The 18,561-nt window shown below is 60.0% G+C and carries 15 protein-coding genes; 11 read left to right on the forward strand and 4 right to left on the reverse strand.

The features are described from left to right. Window positions 1-23 precede the first annotated feature (23 nt). Complete coding sequence (locus ACQR35_RS01470; RefSeq protein ID WP_430268046.1) at window positions 24-962, reverse strand: ABC transporter substrate-binding protein; 939 nt, start codon at window positions 960-962, stop codon at window positions 24-26. Window positions 963-1,232: 270 nt separating this feature from the next. Beyond that, window positions 1,233-2,579, reverse strand: a complete 1,347-nt coding sequence (locus ACQR35_RS01475) for an isochorismate synthase (protein ID WP_430269021.1) — start codon at window positions 2,577-2,579, stop codon at window positions 1,233-1,235. 116 nt (window positions 2,580-2,695) lie between these two features. Between ACQR35_RS01475 and ACQR35_RS01480 the strand changes: the two genes are divergently transcribed. The 4 genes from ACQR35_RS01480 (at window position 2,696) to ACQR35_RS01495 (ending at window position 7,106) form a co-directional block, all read left to right on the forward strand. After that, window positions 2,696-3,448, forward strand: a complete 753-nt coding sequence (locus ACQR35_RS01480) for a demethylmenaquinone methyltransferase (protein WP_430269022.1) — start codon at window positions 2,696-2,698, stop codon at window positions 3,446-3,448. 12 nt (window positions 3,449-3,460) lie between these two features. Beyond that, window positions 3,461-4,816, forward strand: coding sequence for a geranylgeranyl reductase family protein (locus tag ACQR35_RS01485; RefSeq protein WP_430269023.1), 1,356 nt, complete (start codon window positions 3,461-3,463; stop codon window positions 4,814-4,816). Window positions 4,817-4,825: 9 nt separating this feature from the next. Continuing rightward, window positions 4,826-5,929 carry a polyprenyl synthetase family protein gene (locus ACQR35_RS01490; RefSeq protein WP_430269024.1) on the forward strand — a complete coding sequence of 368 codons (1,104 nt, stop codon included), beginning with the start codon at window positions 4,826-4,828 and terminating at the stop codon, window positions 5,927-5,929. Between the two features lie 355 nt (window positions 5,930-6,284). Then, window positions 6,285-7,106, forward strand: coding sequence for an endonuclease domain-containing protein (locus tag ACQR35_RS01495; RefSeq protein ID WP_430269025.1), 822 nt, complete (start codon window positions 6,285-6,287; stop codon window positions 7,104-7,106). 126 nt (window positions 7,107-7,232) lie between these two features. Here the strand turns inward: ACQR35_RS01495 and ACQR35_RS01500 are convergent, their stop codons facing one another. Beyond that, complete coding sequence (locus ACQR35_RS01500; RefSeq protein ID WP_430268040.1) at window positions 7,233-7,658, reverse strand: hypothetical protein; 426 nt, start codon at window positions 7,656-7,658, stop codon at window positions 7,233-7,235. A gap of 23 nt (window positions 7,659-7,681) precedes the next feature. Then, complete coding sequence (locus ACQR35_RS01505) at window positions 7,682-8,323, reverse strand: trimeric intracellular cation channel family protein (RefSeq protein ID WP_430269241.1); 642 nt, start codon at window positions 8,321-8,323, stop codon at window positions 7,682-7,684. A gap of 99 nt (window positions 8,324-8,422) precedes the next feature. On the opposite strand from ACQR35_RS01505, the gene ACQR35_RS01510 reads away from it, so the two are divergent. The 7 genes from ACQR35_RS01510 to ACQR35_RS01540 all read left to right on the forward strand — a co-directional run bounded on the left by ACQR35_RS01510 (window position 8,423) and on the right by ACQR35_RS01540 (window position 18,560). Beyond that, window positions 8,423-9,130 (forward strand): sirohydrochlorin chelatase, encoded by a 708-nt coding sequence (locus ACQR35_RS01510; protein WP_430269026.1) that lies wholly within the window; start codon window positions 8,423-8,425, stop codon window positions 9,128-9,130. A 90-nt stretch (window positions 9,131-9,220) separates the two neighbouring features. Further along, on the forward strand, window positions 9,221-10,966 hold the full coding sequence (locus ACQR35_RS01515) for a nitrite/sulfite reductase (protein ID WP_430269027.1): 1,746 nt from the start codon (window positions 9,221-9,223) through the stop codon (window positions 10,964-10,966). Continuing rightward, on the forward strand, window positions 10,963-11,673 hold the full coding sequence (locus ACQR35_RS01520; protein ID WP_430268037.1) for a phosphoadenylyl-sulfate reductase: 711 nt from the start codon (window positions 10,963-10,965) through the stop codon (window positions 11,671-11,673). The genes ACQR35_RS01515 and ACQR35_RS01520 overlap by 4 nt, the downstream gene beginning before the upstream one ends. Then, window positions 11,670-12,692: a sulfate adenylyltransferase subunit CysD gene (cysD, locus tag ACQR35_RS01525; RefSeq protein WP_430269028.1), complete on the forward strand. Its 1,023-nt coding sequence runs from the start codon at window positions 11,670-11,672 to the stop codon at window positions 12,690-12,692. The genes ACQR35_RS01520 and cysD overlap by 4 nt, the downstream gene beginning before the upstream one ends. Continuing rightward, window positions 12,692-14,119 carry a sulfate adenylyltransferase subunit 1 gene (locus ACQR35_RS01530; RefSeq protein WP_430269029.1) on the forward strand — a complete coding sequence of 476 codons (1,428 nt, stop codon included), beginning with the start codon at window positions 12,692-12,694 and terminating at the stop codon, window positions 14,117-14,119. Before cysD ends, ACQR35_RS01530 begins: the two co-directional genes overlap by 1 nt. Before the next feature lie 266 nt (window positions 14,120-14,385). Further along, complete coding sequence (locus ACQR35_RS01535) at window positions 14,386-17,040, forward strand: LPXTG cell wall anchor domain-containing protein (RefSeq protein WP_430269030.1); 2,655 nt, start codon at window positions 14,386-14,388, stop codon at window positions 17,038-17,040. Window positions 17,041-17,120: 80 nt separating this feature from the next. Beyond that, the gene (locus ACQR35_RS01540; RefSeq protein WP_430269031.1) at window positions 17,121-18,560 is read left to right on the forward strand and encodes a SpaH/EbpB family LPXTG-anchored major pilin; all 1,440 of its coding nucleotides are present in this window, start codon (window positions 17,121-17,123) and stop codon (window positions 18,558-18,560) included. Window position 18,561 lies beyond the last annotated feature (1 nt).

Below are 18,561 nucleotides of genomic sequence, written 5' to 3' on the forward strand. Positions count from 1 at the left end.
GGAGTTCGGGGTGGCGGAATGGCTCAAGAGCCAGCCGCCGGGTTGACCTCGGCCTTGTCGATGGCGCCCTCAGGGTTGTTCCAGCCCTCGAGGATCTTCTTGTACGAACCATCTGACATCAACTTGGTGAGCGTCTTCTGGATGACATCAGCCAAGGCGGTGTCCGACTTTGCAATGGCAATGCCCTGAGGTGCAGCGTCGTAGACCTCGCCGAACTTCTCGAGTGCACCGTTGGTTTTGGCAACAGCGTTACCGATGATCGGTGAGTCAGCAGCCATGGCATCGATGCTGCCGTTGACCAGACGAGTGGTGACATCAGTCTGGTTCTTGAGGGTTACAACGTCGATGGCCTTTTTGCCGTCAGCTACACACTTCTTGCTGCGCGTGGAGAGGTCCGGGTCTTCCTGGACGGTTCCGGTCTGCACGCCGATGGAGCGTCCGCAAATGTCATCGAGGGAGAACTTCTTGGGGTTGTCCTTCTGGACAGCCCAGCCGGTGCCGGCGTTGAAGTAGCTCACCATGTTTACAGCGGCGAGGCGTTCCTTGGTGATTGTGAAGGAGGAAATGCCGAGATCGTACTTGGGGCCCAATGCCGGGAGGATGCCGGTGAACTCGGCCGTTTGGACCTGAACCTTCAGGCCCAAAGTGGCGCCAATCGCCTTGGCGATGTCGACGTCGTAACCTACCGGGGTCTGGCCATCGGTGGCCAAGAATTCGGCCGGCTCGTAGGACGTGTCTGCACCGACGGTCAGTGTGCCCTTGGCCTTGATGGCTGCGGGAACCAATGCTGCAAGCGCATCATCCTTCTGGATGGTGCTGGGATCGAAGCTTGCAGCGCCACCGCTGCTTGCACCGGCGCCGGGGGTGCCGGTTTCGGAAGCGTTGGTGCATCCGGTCAGTGCGAGGGCGCCGACGGCGAAGACTGCCAGGGCTTTAGCCACAGTCTTGGATTGGATCTGCATGTCTTTACCTTTTGTAGCAGGGGTGATTGGCAAATAAACCGGCCTTAAGTCTATAGCCGGCTGAGAGAGGTGCGTCACAGTCAACTAATGTTCACCATTGGATACCAAGTGTGGTGTGGAACACAAGTGTGACACGAGGGTCTCTGTCTCTTATTACAGACTTCTCGGCGCTGAGGTGGAGATGAGGTGGAATCGCGAGGGAGCAAGCCTGGAAGCGATCCAGGCGCAAGCCGGGAAGAGATCCAGGAGCGATCCAGAAGCGCGCAGGCGTCAGGTTCGCAGGCCGAGGGCTTCGAGCATGGGCCGGAACTTGGCCCACGTCTCTGCAAGTTCAGCAGCCGGATCTGAGCCAGCAACAATGCCGCAACCTGCATACAAGCGCACCTGCGTGGGGGACTCGATGACGGCTCCACGCAATGCAATACCCCACTCGCCGTTGCCAGCGCTGTCCAACCAGCCCACCGGTCCCGCGTAGGGTCCCCGCTCCATTTTTTCCAGCTCGCGCAGCAACTCACCGGCCACCGCGGTGGGGGTTCCGCAGACGGCAGCAGTGGGATGCAAAGCGTTTATCAGCGCGAGCGAGGTAGGCACATGGCCTTCTGCGTCAGCCAATTCGGCGCGAACGTCGGAGGCCAAATGCCATACGTTTGGGAGTTCCAAAATGAAGGGCTCGGTGTGTGCGCTCATCGCTTCAGAGAAGGGCTCAAGCGCCGTGGTCAAGGACGCGATGGCGATCTTGTGCTCGTGAAGTTGCTTGGCGGAACCGGCCAACATGCGCTCGGCATAGGCCAAACCGTCGCCGTTAGGATCGTGTGCAACCGCATCCCGGCGGTCTAAGGTTCCTGCCAATACGCGCGCCTGAGCCGTGCGGCCCTCCACCTGAATCAACATCTCCGGGGTGGAACCAACCAGCCCATCCACACCGTAGGTCCAGCAATCCCGGTAGCGTTGCGCGAGCTCCTTGAGGACCGCGGCCGCATGCACACCGTCGGGAATGGTTGCCACTACATCGCGTGCCAAAACCAACTTCTCCAGCCGTCCGGTGCCAATTTGTTGAACACCCAAACGGACCGCTTCAGTCCACTCAGACTCGGAGAGGGCGCCAGTGGCAAGTGTTCCCTCGAGCCCACTTCCCACCCCGGCGGAACTGCCAGCCGAACTGCCAGTTGAACCCACAGCAGAAGGTTCGACGCCGAGCCAACCATCCAGCGCAGCGAGGACATCCGCTGAGGTGATTTCGGCGTCTTTATACGTTTGCAGCGTGGCCCAAGCGGCGCCGTCCCGCAGTCCTACCACGAGCTCAGGGACTATCAGCCGCGAAAGGTGGTTAGACGTTTTGGAGAACGCGAAGGAACCAAAAGCCACGGCGCCAGTGCCGGGACGGTTCACCTCGTCGCGAATATCGCCATCCAGAACCAGGTGCTTCCACCACTGTTCCGCGTTGATAAACCGGTCCGGGCCCGTGGCGGTGAAACGGTCAAGCTCGCCAAAGCCCACCAAACCGGATTCGCGCCGGTTCCAACTGAGCATGTTGTCCCGGACTAGGAAAGCAGAAAGCCCCTCGGGGGAGCGGGATTCTCCCAGGGGGACTGTAAGAGCTTTGAGGGTGCCGGTCATGATGAGACAACATTACTCTGCCGCCGCGCTGGCCCGAATCTGCTTACCCTCACCGCTCCCGGGCGTTTCTCAGCACGTGGTTAGAAGCCCGGGCAAAGATTTGCGACAATGGGATGGTGACTAGCGCAGGTAATAGAGCCTCTCTCGATAAGCGTCCGGACGAAGTAGCCAAGATGTTCGACGATGTTGCGCCGCGGTATGACGTGGTCAACGACGTCCTCTCTATGGGCCAAACGCGCCGATGGCGAAAAATTGTGTTCGACGCCGTAGGTGCCCGTCCGGGTCAGCGCGTGCTCGATCTTGCTGCCGGGACCGGGACTTCTTCCGAGCCCTACGCGGACGCTGGAATCGACGTTGTGGCCTGCGACTTCTCCTTGGGGATGCTGCGCACCGGCAAACGACGCCGCCCAGACATCAACTTCATTGCGGGCGATGCCACCAACCTGCCGTTCGCGGACAACAGCTTTGATGCGAGCACCATTTCCTTTGGGTTGCGCAACGTCAACCGTCCCAAAGAAGCGCTCGCTGAGATGTTCCGCGTGACCAAACCTGGCGGACGTATTGTGATTCCGGAGTTTTCCCAACCCGTCATCCCGCTGTGGCGCACCATGTACACCGAGTACCTCATGCGAGCACTGCCCGCCATTGCCACTAAGGTCTCCTCCAACCCGGACGCTTACGTGTACCTGGCCGAGTCCATTCGTGCTTGGCCGGATCAAGACAATCTGAGCCACTGGATGCAGGACGCCGGTTGGGAAGACGTTGCCTACCGCAACCTCAGCGGCGGAATCGTTGCAGTGCACCGAGCCACCAAGCCACTGGTGTCCGCAACCACTTCCGCGCCGGCCAAGCCCTTGGCGGAAAGCTAAAGCACCCTCACCGTGAACGTACTTATTGTTGGAGCGGGCCCGGCCGGGTCTACTGCGGCCTACTATTTGGCTCAAGCTGGCGTCAGCGTCACTGTGCTGGAAAAAACCACCTTCCCGCGTGAGAAAGTCTGCGGCGATGGGCTCACACCCCGCGCTGTGCGGGAGATTCAGAAGCTCGGTTTGCCACACCCTGTAGCCGAAGGGTGGCGCCGCAATAAGGGGCTCCGCCTGATCGCTGGGGGTCGCCAAATTGAGGTTCCTTGGCCCGAGCTCACAGACTTTCCCGACTATGGACTGATCCGCACGCGCCTTGGCTTTGACGAAGAGTTGGTTGAGCACGCTCGTTCGGCAGGCGCCGTCGTACTGGAAAGCCACAGCGTGACCCAAGCGCTGCGCGGTGAAGACGGCCGTGTGACCGGCGTTCGGGCCGCAATCCTGGACCCGGACGGGCGCAAAACCGGGGAAACCCGTAATTTTCACGCTGACGTTGTCCTTGCAGCTGACGGAAACTCGAGCCGCACCGCTGTATCTCTGGGTGTCGCCAAGCGCGATGACCGGCCTCTCGGCGTAGCCGTGCGCACCTACTTCACGTCCCCGCGCACTAATGACGACTGGATGGAAGGCTGGCTGGAACTCCCTGACAAAAACGGCCGTCCGCTGCCCGGCTACGGTTGGGTTTTTGGTGTGGGTGACGGCACGTCCAATGTGGGTCTCGGCATCCTGAACTCGTCCAAAGAATTCGGGAAACTCGACTACAAGCAGGTCCTACGGGACTGGACAGCTGGTATGCCCGCTGAGTGGGGCTACACACCGGAGAACATGGTGGGGGAAATTCGCGGCGCCGCATTGCCCATGGGTTTCAACCGCACCCCGCACTACGTGCCCGGCTTGCTGTTGCTCGGCGACGCTGGCGGAATGGTGTCTCCGTTTAACGGTGAAGGCATCTCCTACGCAATGGAGTCCGCGAGGTTCGCCGCCGAGTTCATCATTGACGCGCAGTCCCGGAAGTCCTCACCTCTTAGCCAGCACGACGCCGACGCGCACCTTGCCGGATACGCAGACTATGTGCGCGAACAGTGGGGATCCCACTTCACTTTGGGCCGTACTTTCGCCACGCTCATCGGCAAACCGGCAGTGATGAAACTCGCGCTGCGGACCGGTATGCCGATTCCGCCGCTGATGCGTTTTGTGGTCCGAATGCTGGCCAATCTCACCGGGCCCGAAGAAAAAGGACTTGAGGACCGGGCAATTCGTTTGCTCGAGAAACTTGTTCCGGCCACCTCAAACACCGGGCTCCTGCCCACCCCGGGACCGGCAAATAGTGCCGTTCCGGGCTCCAAGTCATCCGTTTCGACGCCCACTAGTTAGGCTTAGCTCGTGACCAACTCCGCAAACCACAGCTGGACGCACGCCGGACACGGCCTGCCCCCAGCCGATGAGCCTGCCCCCAACACCAAGGCCATCGCCACTTCCCTGACCCTTCCGGCCGGTTTTGCAGCGATCGCAGAGGATGACGTGCTCGGCCCGGAGATCACCAAAAACTTGGCTCGGGTTGAGAAGAAGCTGCGCGAAGCCATTGCCAACTCTGACCCGCTCGCTGACGCAACGTCGCGCCACTTGGTGGAAGCCGGCGGCAAGCGCGTCCGCCCGCTACTGACTCTGCTGACCTCACACTTGGGGGACCACACCCGCCCTGAGATTGTCCAGGCTGCTGTAGTTGTTGAGTTGACGCATCTAGCAACCCTGTACCACGACGACGTTATGGACTCCGCTCCTTACCGTCGCGGCGCACCCACAGCGCACGAGGTCTGGGGCAACTCGGTTGCAGTGCTCACGGGTGACCTGATTTTTGCGCGCGCCTCGATCCTGGTTTCGGAATTGGGTACCCGCGCCCTTGGTATTCAGGCGCGGACCTTTGAGCGTTTGTGCCTTGGCCAATTGCACGAGACAGTTGGACCGCGCGAAGGCGAAGACCCTTTGGCGCACTACTTGTCAGTGATCGCGGACAAAACTGGTTCCTTGGTGGCTGCTTCCGGTCAGCTCGGTGCCATCTTCTCCGGCGCACCTGACGAATACGAAGACGTTCTGGTTGAGTATGGCGAAAAAATTGGTGTTGCCTTCCAGCTTGCCGACGACGTTATTGATGTCACCGGAGTAAAGGTCAAGTCCGGTAAGTCGCCCGGAACGGACCTGCGTGAGGGCGTGCCAACCCTGCCGGTGCTGCTGTTGCGTCAGGCTGCAGCGGCAGGCGACGAATCCGCCGCGGAACTTTTGACCCTGGTGGATGGGGATCTCAGTAGCGATGAGGCACTGGCTAAGACCGTTACCGCCCTGCGTGAGCACCCGGTCACCAACGAGTCTTGGGCTATTGCACGCACGTGGGCTGACGAGGCAATTGCCGCCTTGGCGCCGCTGCCGGAGGGTGTAGTCAAGGAATCCTTGGCCAGCTTTGCTCTAGCAGTGGTGGACCGCGCTAGCTAGTTTTTGGGTGAGCGAAACGGCTCCGGCCTTTGCAATGTACGAGTCAAACATTGCAAAGGCCGGAGCCGTTTCCGTTCGCATCAGAAACACCGGAGGCGGTGGTGTGTCTAGTGAAAGTCTATGACAAGTATTGTCACGTAGTCCAACTGTGACGTCATAGTGTTGTGTTGCCGAGTTTCCCCAGGTTTTGGAAGGCGCTGCGGCGAGTTGCGCCGAACCGCCGGGGAATTCGCTGGACCCTCGGTAAAAGGAGGGCAATCTCAGCAGGGAAGATTGTTGGGGATGTTGCCAAAGTTGTCCACATAGGCGCAATTCCGGGTTTCTTCAGGGTGCTGGGCCCGTCACGCTGGGGAGCATGGAACTGGTGCAAACCCTTCAGCGCTTCGGCTCGGTGGCCCGTCCGGTGCAGCTATTGCGGGCCGGGTTCAGCGAGCGGGACTTGCGCAATGCAGTGAACGACGGCGTGGTGCGGCGCGAGCGTCCAGGTGTCCTTGCGCTTCCGGGAGCCGACCCTGTACTCAGGTACGCCGTGGTGGCCAATGGCTTGGTGAGCTGTGTATCGGCCGCCCACTTTTACGGTTTCTGGGTGCTGCATAACCCGGAACTGCCCCATCTGCTCTGTAGGCACGGGGGTGAGAAGAACGCCGTCGTTCATCGAAACTCTGTGGTCCCCAAGCACCCATTGCTGCCAGTTGCTGGAAAAGGCGATGTGCTGATTCACGCGCTCAATTGCCGGCCAGTTTTGGAAGCGGTGGTGATGGTGGAATCTGCAGTGGCCCAAGGCGAATCAACCCTAGATTTTCTGCGGGAACGGCTACCGGGGAAACGGAACGGGAAGGCCCGGAGCGTGCTGGACTTAGTTGAGTGTACGGCCGATTCCCCCTTGGAAGTGGTGGCCAGACTCCTCTTCCGCAAGGCGGGGCTGTTCGTCCAGGCTCAAGTGGAGATTGCCGGGGTAGGCATTGTGGATTTCCTGATCGAGGGTTTTCTGATTATTGAGGTGGACGGCAAAACTCACCTCGAGCCGAAACAAGTTATCAAAGACCGGGCACGGAACAATGCGAGCATCCTCAGGGGCTACACAGTTCTCCGCTTCGACTACGCGGCCTTGATGTACCGGCCAGAAGAGGTCCTAGCTCAAGTGCAACAGGTTCTCGCGGGCAGGGTGATCCGCTGAGAATCCCCTTCTTTTGCGGAGATCGCCCCGGTGAGCCCGGCGTTTCTTGGCAACACGCCGAATGGGACCCCAAAAAGAGGGGAAACTCGGCGGCAGGGGCGGCTCGTAGGAGGGGGCAGACGGGAGTTAGTCTTCGTCGCCCTCAAAAGCCCACTCGAGCATGTCGAAGGTGAACTCAGAGAACGTTCCTTCTTCGCTCTTCCACTGCCCGCGCATGTTGTTTCGGCGCCACACAATGGGGTCCGGGATGGAAAGGTCCCCGGCACGGAAGCCCCAAGTGAACTTCTCTTCCTCGTCCTCAAGGAACATCAAGAAGCCTTCTTCATCCACTTCGAGCTCCTCAGGATCCCAGAAGTAGTGGTAGGCCTCCATGATGTCCTCACAGCCACCCAAGGCTAGGTAGAACTCGCGCAATACAGCCGGGATGGTGAAGGTGTGCTGGGAGAGGGCTTCATCCAGCTCGGCATCAGTGAGGCCGTCCTCTGGCTGCCACTCATCCTCGAGATACTTCGGTACCAGGGCACGGAACTTCTCTAGGAACATGTCAGTCATGGAATCAATCCTAGCCAATGGAATTAGCTCTCTTGACGATGCCACCCATTAACGGCCAAGGGCACAAACCAATGACGCCGCCACGCAAGGATTCGGAAAGCGAAAACTAGCATCGCGATCGCCAAGGCTGTGGCCCACGTGAATGCTCCAAGGTTCCAAACCAGGACGGTGAGCCCAGCGCCAGTGAAGGCCGGAAGCGCGTAAATATCCTTGGCATCAAACAATTGCGGGACCTCATTGGCTGTGATGTCCCGCAACACCCCACCGCCCACCGCAGTGGTGACACCCAGCAGCACAGCAGCAACCGGATGGAGGCCAGCGTTGATGGCCTTGAGCGCACCAGACATACAAAACAAGGCCAGTCTGCCAGCGTCAAAGTAGGTCAGCAACGAGGTGTACCGCTGCACACTTTCAAACAGGAAAAACACCAAACCTGCAGCCAACACCGGCGGGAGCAAGTACCACGGGTTGGTGAAAACGGCTGGCGGGCCGGCGTTGATCAGAACATCGCGAATCACGCCACCACCCAGACCAACCAGCGAGGCCAGAAGGACCGAACCCACAACATCGAATCGTTTGCGCGCAGCCAGCAGCGAACCTGACACGGCGAAGAAAAACACACCAATCAAGTCCAAAGCGAGCAAAGCGGCATCGAAGGAAAACATGGAACCTTCCAGAAAAGGTGAGGAAATGGCTCGTCCCAGAATACGGACTTCGAGCGTGCCTGTTCTCATCCGGCGCCCCCGGCAACGTAGGCTCCTGCCATGAGCCAGCTTCCCATTTTGATCGCCTGCAGCCACGGAACCTCGAGCGGCCAGGGTGCCGCAGAGGTCGATTCACTACGGGCCGCAATCCTTGCCCTGCGCCCTGAACTCGACGTTCGTGAGGCCTACGTTGACGTCCAAACCCCAGACCTCAAAGACGTTGTGGCCGGGATTGGCGAAGGCGAGTCCGCCGTCGTCGTTCCTTTGCTTTTAAGTGTTGGTTATCACGTCAAGGTGGACATTGCACGGGCCGTGAGTAGCCGTCCCGGTCTGTTCGCCGCGGAACCGCTGGGCCCGGATCCGCGCTTGGCGCGGCTGCTGGCGACCCGCCTCGCAGAAGCAAACCTTGGTGCCGATGATGCCGTGGTCCTGGCCGCCGCTGGATCCTCCGACGCCGGTGCTGCTGTCAATGTTGAAGCCCTCGCCAAGGATTTACGCACCTTAGTTCCCAACCGGATTGTGATTGGGTACGGCGCCTCGGCGAGCCCTTCAGTGCCCGACGCCGTTGCTCAAGCAAGGGAAGATCAGGCTCGGGAAGAAGGCGCAGATCGTGTGGTGGTGGCGTCCTATCTTTTGGCGCACGGATTTTTCCACGACCAGTTGGCCAAAGCCGGTGCGGACGTGGTCACGGAGCCGCTCCTGCCCTCCGAAGTGCTGGCCGAAATCGCGCTGGAACGCTACGACGAGGCCCTTCGAAACCCGTCATAAAAGTCTCAAAGGTGACGAATTGTTTCCCCGCGTGACCTCTCATTGCCTCCTCCTTTGTTGAAGAAATTGCCGCGGCTTTAGAGTCGGACAATGACTGAGACAGCTCTAGCCGGAGCAAGCACTGACCCCGCCGCTTCCCGCAAGGCCAACCGCCCGGGCCGCCCGGCAGCTAAACCGCACGGTCAGTGGAAGGTGGACGGCACCGAGCCGCTCAACGCCAACGAAACCTGGAAGCAAGAGGACAACGGGCTCAACGTTCGCGAACGCATTGAGACGGTCTACGCGCAGCAGGGCTTCGAATCGATCGATGGTACTGACCTGCACGGCCGTTTCCGCTGGTGGGGGCTCTACACCCAGCGCAAACAAGGGATCGACGGCGGTAAAACAGCCACCTTGGAGCCACACGAGCTCGAAGACAAATACTTTATGCTCCGAGTCAGGATCGACGGCGGGGCGCTCACCACCGAGCAACTGCGCGTGATCGGGCAGATTTCAGTGGACTTTGCCCGTGGCAGTGCGGACCTGACTGACCGGCAAAACATTCAGTTGCACTGGATTCGGGTGGAAGACGTCCCCGAGATTTGGCGCAGGCTAGAGTCTGTGGGGCTCTCCACCACCGAGGCTTGTGGCGACGTTCCGCGCGTGATTCTCGGTTCTCCGGTAGCGGGCATTGCCAAGGACGAGATCATTGATCCCACACCGCTCATCCAGGAACTCTCCGAGCGGTTTATTGGCGACCCTGAGCTGGCCAATCTGCCCCGCAAATTCAAGACAGCCATCACCGGCCACCCCAGCCAAGACGTGGTTCACGAGATCAACGACGTTGCCTTGGTGGGTCACGTTCACCCCGAACTCGGTATTGGCTACGACCTGTGGGTGGGTGGCGCGCTGTCCACCAACCCGATGTTGGGCAAACGTCTTGGCGCTTTTGTTCTCCCCGAGCAAGCCGCCGACGTTTGGCTGGGTGTCACAAGTATTTTCCGTGACTACGGTTACCGCCGGATGCGCACCAAAGCCCGTCTGAAGTTCTTGCTGGCGGATTGGGGCGTGGAGAAATTCCGCACCGTTCTGGAGGATGAGTACCTCGGCTACAAGCTCAACGACGGCCCGGCGGCGCCCAAACCGGCAACCCCCGGGGACCACGTAGGCATCCACGAGCAGAAGGACGGCAAGTTCTACATCGGCGCCACACCCACCGCTGGGCGGCTCTCCGGTGCGGCACTTGTATCCCTGGCTGAGTTGCTTGAATCCAACGGCTCCTACCGGCTGCGCACCACCCCACACCAAAAACTTGTGGTCTTGGACGTGCCTAGCGAGAACGTCGAAACGCTGGTGGCCGAGCTGGACAAGCTGGGCCTCTCCGCCCGGCCGTCCGTGTTCCGCCGCGGCACCATCGCCTGCACCGGCATTGAATATTGCAAGCTTGCAATAGTGGAAACCAAGGTCACTGCGGCCACCGCTATCGCCGAGCTGGAAACCCGGCTCGCCGATCTTGTGGAGTCCGGTCAGCTGCCCCAAGCGCTCTCCCTGCACATCAACGGTTGCCCCAACTCTTGCGCCCGCATTCAAACCGCTGACATCGGGCTCAAAGGCATGATGCTTCCAACGCCCGACGGCGAACCCTCCCCGGGGTTCCAGGTCCACTTGGGCGGTGGGCTGGCTTCCGATAACCGCGAAGAAGCTGGGCTGGGCCGCACCGTCCGCGGCCTCAAGGTTTACGTGGCAGACCTGCCTGACTACGTAGAGCGAGTAGTTCGCCGCTATGTAGCCGACCACATCGAAGGCCAAACATTCGCCCAATGGGCACACGCAGCAGACGAGGAGGCGCTCCAATGAGCACCGCACTACGCAGCAAAGAAGAGCTCAAAGCCCTTGCAGAATCTGGCGCCGCCGAGCTCGGCTGGGACGCCCCTGCCCGTGACGTGATCGCCTGGGTGGCCCGGAACTTCGAGCTTTCCAGCGTGTCCGTGGCCTGCTCCATGGCCGATGCCGTGCTGCCGGCACTTGTGGCCGATCAGCTGCCCGGCGTGGACGTCCTGTTCCTCGAAACTGGCTACCACTTCCCGGAAACCTATGCCACACGCGATGAAGTAGCAGCGAACCTGCGCATCAACGTAGTGGACGTGCTGCCCGAGAACACTGTGGAACAGCAGGACCGGCTCCTTGGCAAAGACCTCTTTGCACGTGACGCCGCCCAATGCTGTGCCCTGCGCAAGGTTGCCCCTTTGCGACGCACCCTCGCCGGTTACGAACTCTGGTTCACCGGAGTTCGCCGCGACGAAGCCCCCACCCGCACCAACACACCCTTGGTGACTTGGGACGAAGCTAATGGACTGGTCAAAGTGAACCCGCTGGCGGCCTGGAGCTTCGACCAACTTGTGGAGTACTCCGAAAACAACCTGCTACCGGTCAACCCGTTGCTCACCCAGGGGTACCCATCGATTGGCTGCCAACCCTGCACCCGAAAAGTCGCCCCCGGTGAAGATCCCCGTGCTGGCCGCTGGGCCGGTACCGATAAAACAGAATGCGGACTACACGTATGAGCAACGCAACCACCACTGAGGATTTGACGCCGTCCGGGCTCATCCGCGCAGCAGTTTCGCCGGAAGCTGCGCATCGCGCGAGCGAGGAACGAGCGAGTGTGTCTAAGCCGCGTGGCGAAGCTGCACAGCGGCTCTCCAGCCTCGACACGTTGGAGTCCGAGGCCATTCACATTATTCGTGAGGTTGTTGCCGAGTTTGAGAAGCCGGCCCTGTTGTTCTCGGGTGGCAAGGACTCTGTGGTGATGTTGCACCTTGCCACAAAGGCGTTTTGGCCCGGCAAGGTTCCGTTCCCCGTGCTGCACGTGGATACGGGGCACAACTTCCCTGAGGTGATCGACTTCCGTGACAGGACGGTGGAGAGGCTGGGACTTAAGCTCGTCGTCGGATCTGTCCAGGACTTTATTGACCGTGGTGAGCTGGCCGAGCGGGCTGACGGGACCCGCAACCCGCTGCAGACCGCGCCGTTGCTGGACGCTATTGAGCGCAACAAGTTTGATGCAGTGTTTGGCGGTGGGCGTCGCGATGAGGACAAGGCCCGCGCCAAGGAACGCATCTTGAGTTTGCGTGACGAGTTTGGGCAGTGGGACCCGCGCAACCAGCGGCCAGAGCTGTGGAACCTGTACAACGGCCGCCATACGGTGGGCCAACACGTGCGGGCATTCCCCATCAGCAACTGGACCGAGCTGGACATTTGGCGGTACATCGAACGCGAAAACATCGAACTGCCCGGCCTCTACTACGCGCACAACCGTGAAGTATTTTCCCGCGACGGTATGTGGCGTGCCGTAGGTGAAGTGTCCCAACCGCGGCCGGACGAGGAAGTTGTCACCAAGTTGGTTCGCTACCGCACAGTGGGGGACATGTCCTGCACCGGTGCTGTGGAATCTGACGCCAAAGACGTTGCAGCGGTGGTTGTAGAAGTTGCCGCATCCACCATTACCGAACGCGGCGCCACCCGGGCGGATGACCGGATTTCCGAGGCAGCAATGGAAGATCGCAAGAAAGACGGCTATTTCTAATGAGCACTGCTGTTGAAACCACCGCTGTTGAGCTAAACCCCAACCACGCCGGTACTGCACTTTTGGCTGACACCACACTCTTCCGCTTCGCCACAGCTGGCTCGGTAGATGACGGGAAGTCCACCCTGGTTGGCCGTCTCCTGCACGATTCAAAAGCGATCCTCGCAGACCAGCTCGAAGCCGTGACTCGCTCCTCCGCTGACCGCGGATTTGGCGGCGAAAAGGGCGGCGTTGACCTAGCCCTGCTGACCGACGGTCTACGGGCCGAGCGCGAACAAGGCATCACCATCGACGTCGCCTACCGCTACTTCGCCACCGACCGCCGCAGCTTTATCCTGGCTGACTGCCCCGGGCACGTGCAGTACACCAAAAACACGGTGACCGGCGCGTCCACTGCGGACGCCGTCGTCGTACTCATTGACGCTCGCAAAGGTGTTCTGGAGCAGACCCGCCGGCACCTCTCAGTGCTCAAGTTGCTGCGTGTGGCGCACGTGATTGTGGCAGTAAACAAGATTGACCTGGTGGACTTCAGCGAGCAGGTTTACCGGGACATTGAGGGGCAGGTTGCTGCCGCTGCACAAGCTCTGAGCTTGGCAAACGTTCTGGTGATCCCCGTTTCTGCCCTTGACGGCGACAATGTGGTGGACCGCTCTGAGCGCACACCGTGGTACTCCGGGCCAGCACTTTTAGAGACTCTAGAACAGTTGCCCGCGGCGGACGAATTGGAATCGCACCTTGAGAGTTTCCGTTTCCCCGTGCAGTTGGTCATCCGGCCGCAGGGTGCTTTGGCGCCCGATGCCGTGGCCGCCGGGCTGGACGTTGAGGCGCACCGGGATTACCGCGCCTATGCTGGCCAAATCACTGAGGGATCGGTGACGGTGGGGGACTCGGTGGCAATCTTGAGCCCCGGACAGCCTGCCCGCATCACCACGGTTGTTGGCATTGACTTTGCTGGCGCATCGCTCCATAGTGCCGCCGCTCCGCAATCGGTGGCAGTACGTTTGGCGGATGAGATCGACATTGCCCGTGGTGACACCATCGCCGCTGTTGCGTCCTCCGGGGATGCTCCGTTGCAGGCTAGTGCTGACCTCTACGCCTCGCTCGCGTGGTTGTCTCCCAAGCCCTTGCGTGAAGGTGCGAAGGTGTTGGTGAAACACGGTACTCGGACAGTTCAGGCTCTGGTCCGGTCAATTTCCGGGAAGCTGGATCTTGAGACTTTTGCTCTTGAACCGGCCAGTGGTTTGGACCTGAATGACATTGGCCAGGCGCAGCTTCGGCTCGCCGCGGAACTGCCACTTGAGGACTATCAGCAACATCGCCGGACCGGGGCGTTTTTGGTGATCGACCCCGTGGACGGCAACACTCTAGCGGCCGGCCTAGTCCGCAATCACCCCGGCGACAACGAGGGTGAGCGCTACTGGATCTAGTCCAGGCTCCAAGCCACCGCTGAGTTTCCCCGCCTTTTAGAAAGTTCGACGGCGTGTCCCCAGGACACGCCGTCGGACTTCTTTAAGCGCCGCAAAAGAAGGGGAAACTCGGCGGCCTGGACACTTTGAGATGCCTGAATAGAGTGTGCCCGGAGCAGTAGAGTGTGCCCCGGCCGAAAATTAGAGTGTTGCCCACTCTAATTATATGAATGACGTTCTCCCTACGATGACTGAGCACAAGAAGTGCGAAGTCTTGAGGGGAACCAATGCAGTTTTTTGCCACGAATCGACGCGCGATGGCCGGGCGGCACGTCACGTCAACGGGCGTTCGTGGCGTTGGTTCTCTCGCTCGTGTGAGCGTGGTGTTGTTGGGGCTGGCACTCAGTGCAGGATCTGTTTCCGCTGCTGCGCAACCGCCGGCGGAAACCACCACAGCTTCAACCATCCCCACGGTCACGGCAACTCCTACGGCGACCGCCACTGCTTCGGCGACAACGACGCCGGCAGATGCCACCGCCTCAGCGTCGCCCAGCGCCACTGCTACTTCAGCCTCTCCCTCACCCACTGCGACAGCGACTGCAACCGCGACCACAACTGCCACCGCTCCGGCCACGAAGTCGCTCCTCGCCGCTCCGGCCTTAGCTGCGGCTGCCAGCCTGAGCTGCGCTGCTGGCACGGTCTACACGCTTAATGACGACGGCAAGGTCACGTCAATCAACACGTCCTCCGCCGCTGCCACAGCTGCTTTTGATTTTGGGAACGACAGCATCAATGGCCTTGCCATTTCCCAAGGCGGCACAGCTGCGTACTCCGTAAGCACCCAAGCCAATAACAACAACAATGTTGTAGTCCGCCACTACAACCCCGCGGCGAGTCCTCCGACTACAAAAACGGTGGGTGTACTCGCCGGATCGGGAACCTTTGTGATGGGTGGCATCAATCCCAAGACCGGAATCTATTACTTCGGACGTGTTAATGGGGCCCGTGAACTCGAGCTTTATGCATTCAACACGGCAAGTGACACACCAATCGGCTTTGTAGGCAAAGTAGCTGGCACTAGGGACAGCGGCGGCAATGCACGCGCTAACGGTGACCTCGTATTTGGCTCAAACGGCGACATGTACTTTGTGGTCAGCTCCGGTATGGGTTGGGATAATTCAAATGTCTTAATGAAGCTGGACGGCACCATCCCCAGCACACAGCAATTGCCTACGAGTACGGCGCTCACTGCAACCAGAATTTCATTCCTCCAGCCGAATGACCAGGCATTCAATGGCATCGCCTTTGACGGCGGCTACTTGTACTTGGATACGACCCAATCCGGTTTCTACAAGGTGAACCCTTCTGACGGTTCCAAAGTCGACGAAGGCACCCTGAGTGTTGCTCCGGTTGATATGGCCAGCTGCCAGTACAACAACTCGCTCAACGTCACCAAGAACATCGTTGGGCGCGCTGTTCCCACAGACCAGTTCCAACTGACCACTACCGCGAACGGAACGGCCATCGGTAGCACGGGACTCACCGCGGGAACCGACACAGGGCTCCAGGGCGACGGCGCTGAAGTATCCAGCAGCGTTCCGCTTAGCGGAACCGCCATTGTGGTCTCGGAGAGTTCCGCCAACGGAACCGTGATGGTCAATTACACCTCCACGTATCAGTGCACCACCCAAAGCGGAACGGTAGTGGCCAGCGGGACTGGCACTTCGGCGTCGTTCACGTTCCCTGCCCAAATCACGGCCGGCGTGAACGTCGAATGCGTCTTCACCAACACGCCAAAAAACGCCAAGGTGACTGTCAAAAAGACCTGGAATAACGCAATCGCCGGCGACACGGCCAGCTTCACCGCCCTGAGCTTCAACGGCACTTACACCGCACCGGCATCCGGCACGGGAACGGCCACGGTCATTGACTCCAAAGACGTTATGCAGGGCACCACAATCGATGTGGCTGAGACGCTTGGGACCAATAACAAGGGCAGCTACACCAGCACCCTGGTGTGCAAGGACAGCAGCGGTGCCGCCATGCCACTGACGGGGACCAGAACCACCAGCGGCAGCTTCCTGCTCGGCAACAAAGACGTGACGTGCGAGTTCACCAATAGCAACACGGCGGCCAGCGTTACAGTCAGCAAAAACTGGATTGTTGACGGTATCGCCTACAACAACGGCTCCCAGCCAGCCGGTCTGAGTGCCTCCCTGACGCTCACCGGCCCCGGTTCTGCAGGGGCTTCCACTCAAGCTTGGGGCACCGCACGGACAGGCTACTTTGTGGGTCAGCAATTCCAGCTGAACGAAACAACCACTATTGACCCGTCGATGAACTGCACGGTCACCCAGGTGCAGCTGAGCAAGACCGGCGGGGCTGCTGCGGTAACCCTGCCCTACACCGATACGGTCGCGGCTGGAGCGAATGGTTACACGCTGACCAACACCGTGGTGTGCAAGACGCAGCTAGTGCTGCTCAAACACATTGACACGAGCAACCCGGGCAGCATAGTAGCCGCCGACTTCACCATCAAAGCAACCCCGGCCAGCGGAACAGCCCTACAGGTAACCGGCGCCGAGCAGCCCACCATGGCAAACACCAAAGACGTGGCCGCAGGAACCGTTTACACCCTGAGCGAATCCGCGTCAGCCAACAGGGCCTACTTGCAGCTCAAACTACAGCGCTACACCGGTAGCTACAACGCGGACGGCAGCCTCACGGATGCCAATGCCTGGACTGACGTCACGGACGTCACTGCGACTGTAGCGAAGGGCAAAAAAGCCACCTACCGCTTTGTCAACGGAAACCCGCCTGCCTACACACTCCCGCTAACGGGCGGGACCGGAACTGCCAGCTACACGCTGATCGGCGGGGGGCTGCTCCTCATCGCGGCGCTCGCCGGACTCTGGTTCATCCTGCGCAGGCGAAAAGGCTAAGCCCCGTGACCGCCCCAAAAATACTTGACCAAAAACAACGTGCTACTTACCTCGTACCACTCCTGAAAGGAACGCAAAACATGTCATCTCTTCGTAAAACCCTCACTAGGCGGGTGACGGCGGGCCTCGGCATCGCCGGCATCGCTGCCGCAGCAATGCTGGGCTCCGTTGCCCCGGCATCAGCAGCTCCGGGCCCGGGAAACATCAACCCTGATGCGCCCAAGTCCCTGACCATTCACAAGTTCGAGCAGCCGGCTGTACTTGGCACTGCCCCGGACGGTACGGAGCAAAACACCGCAGGCCTCACGCAGTTGAATGGCGTTGAGTTCACCGTGCAGAAGGTCACCAACATTGACCTGGCCACCAACGAGGGCTGGTTGGCCACTAAAACGCTGACAGTTGCTCAGGCTCAGCAGCACCTTGCTTCGCCGGGACTGACCCAGACGACTGCCAACGGTGTGGCAACATTCTCCGGCCTCGAGCAGGCTGTCTACCTCGTGACTGAAACGGATAGCGGTTCTAACAACATCGCGTTCGCAGCCAAGCCATTCTTAGTGACCCTCCCGTTGCCGCACAGCAGCGACAACACCTGGATCTACAACGTTCACGTGTACCCCAAGAACTCCTTGACCACCCTTGAGAAGTCCATCGATGACACCAACGCAACGGGCCTTGGCTCGGATGTTACGTGGAACATCGCAGCGGGAATCCCGGCCAAGTCCGAGGGCAACACGCTTGACTCTTACCTGATCACCGACCAGCTGGATTCCCGGCTCACCTTCAAGAGCGCAACCGTTGTTGCTGGCGGCACCACCCTTGTGGCAGGGACTGATTACACGCTCTCGACCACTGGCGGCCTGGTAGCCATCAATTTCACTGCCACCGGCCTAGAGAAGCTCAAAGCAGTAGCGGGCTCCAAGATCAACGTCACACTGGTCACTACGGTCAAGTCTGTAGTCAACGGTGTCATCACCAACAAGGCACAGAGCTTCATCAACGGAAACGAGTTCAACTCCAACACCGTTCAAACCAAATGGGGCAACGTGTTGATCAAGAAGGTCAGTGAAAACGACACGAATAAAGTTCTCGCTGGTGCTGAGTTCCAGGTTTACGCATCCGAGGCTGACGCCAAGGCGGGAACCAACGCGATCAAGGTTAATGGTCAAGACACCTTCACCTCAGGTGAAGACGGCCTGGCGCAGATCGACGGTCTGCGTGCCACTGTCAACGGTGGCACCACTCTGGTGGACTACTGGCTCGTAGAAACCAAGGCGCCAGCCGGATACCAGATTGCCCCCGCCTACAGTGCAGCAAACCCGGTCAAGTTCAACGTCACCGTGGGTACCGCCACTGAAGCAATGATCACCGTCAAGGACCCGCAGATCCCCCCGTTCACGCTTCCCCTCACGGGTGGATCCGGCAACATCATGTTCATGGCAGCTGGCTTGGGACTCTTGTCCATCGCTGGTGGTGCAGTGATCTGGCAGCGCGCAGCACGGCGCAAGACTGTAACCGCCTAGT

The organism is Pseudarthrobacter sp. J1738, assembly GCF_050490315.1.
In the GTDB taxonomy this organism is placed as follows: Bacteria; Actinomycetota; Actinomycetes; order Actinomycetales; family Micrococcaceae; genus JBNPEO01.

Bases quoted from the DNA above. Each gene is read 5' to 3' on its own strand.
- ACQR35_RS01470 (WP_430268046.1), bottom strand. From the start codon at position 962: ATGCAGATCCAATCCAAGACTGTGGCTAAAGCCCTGGCAGTCTTCGCC.
- ACQR35_RS01475 (WP_430269021.1), bottom strand. From the start codon at position 2,579: ATGACCGGCACCCTCAAAGCTCTTACAGTCCCCCTGGGAGAATCCCGC.
- ACQR35_RS01495 (WP_430269025.1), top strand. From the start codon at position 6,285: ATGGAACTGGTGCAAACCCTTCAGCGCTTCGGCTCGGTGGCCCGTCCG.
- ACQR35_RS01500 (WP_430268040.1), bottom strand. From the start codon at position 7,658: ATGACTGACATGTTCCTAGAGAAGTTCCGTGCCCTGGTACCGAAGTAT.
- ACQR35_RS01505 (WP_430269241.1), bottom strand. From the start codon at position 8,323: ATGTTTTCCTTCGATGCCGCTTTGCTCGCTTTGGACTTGATTGGTGTG.
- ACQR35_RS01510 (WP_430269026.1), top strand. From the start codon at position 8,423: ATGAGCCAGCTTCCCATTTTGATCGCCTGCAGCCACGGAACCTCGAGC.
- ACQR35_RS01515 (WP_430269027.1), top strand. From the start codon at position 9,221: ATGACTGAGACAGCTCTAGCCGGAGCAAGCACTGACCCCGCCGCTTCC.
- ACQR35_RS01520 (WP_430268037.1), top strand. From the start codon at position 10,963: ATGAGCACCGCACTACGCAGCAAAGAAGAGCTCAAAGCCCTTGCAGAA.
- cysD (WP_430269028.1), top strand. From the start codon at position 11,670: ATGAGCAACGCAACCACCACTGAGGATTTGACGCCGTCCGGGCTCATC.
- ACQR35_RS01530 (WP_430269029.1), top strand. From the start codon at position 12,692: ATGAGCACTGCTGTTGAAACCACCGCTGTTGAGCTAAACCCCAACCAC.
- ACQR35_RS01535 (WP_430269030.1), top strand. From the start codon at position 14,386: ATGCAGTTTTTTGCCACGAATCGACGCGCGATGGCCGGGCGGCACGTC.
- ACQR35_RS01540 (WP_430269031.1), top strand. From the start codon at position 17,121: ATGTCATCTCTTCGTAAAACCCTCACTAGGCGGGTGACGGCGGGCCTC.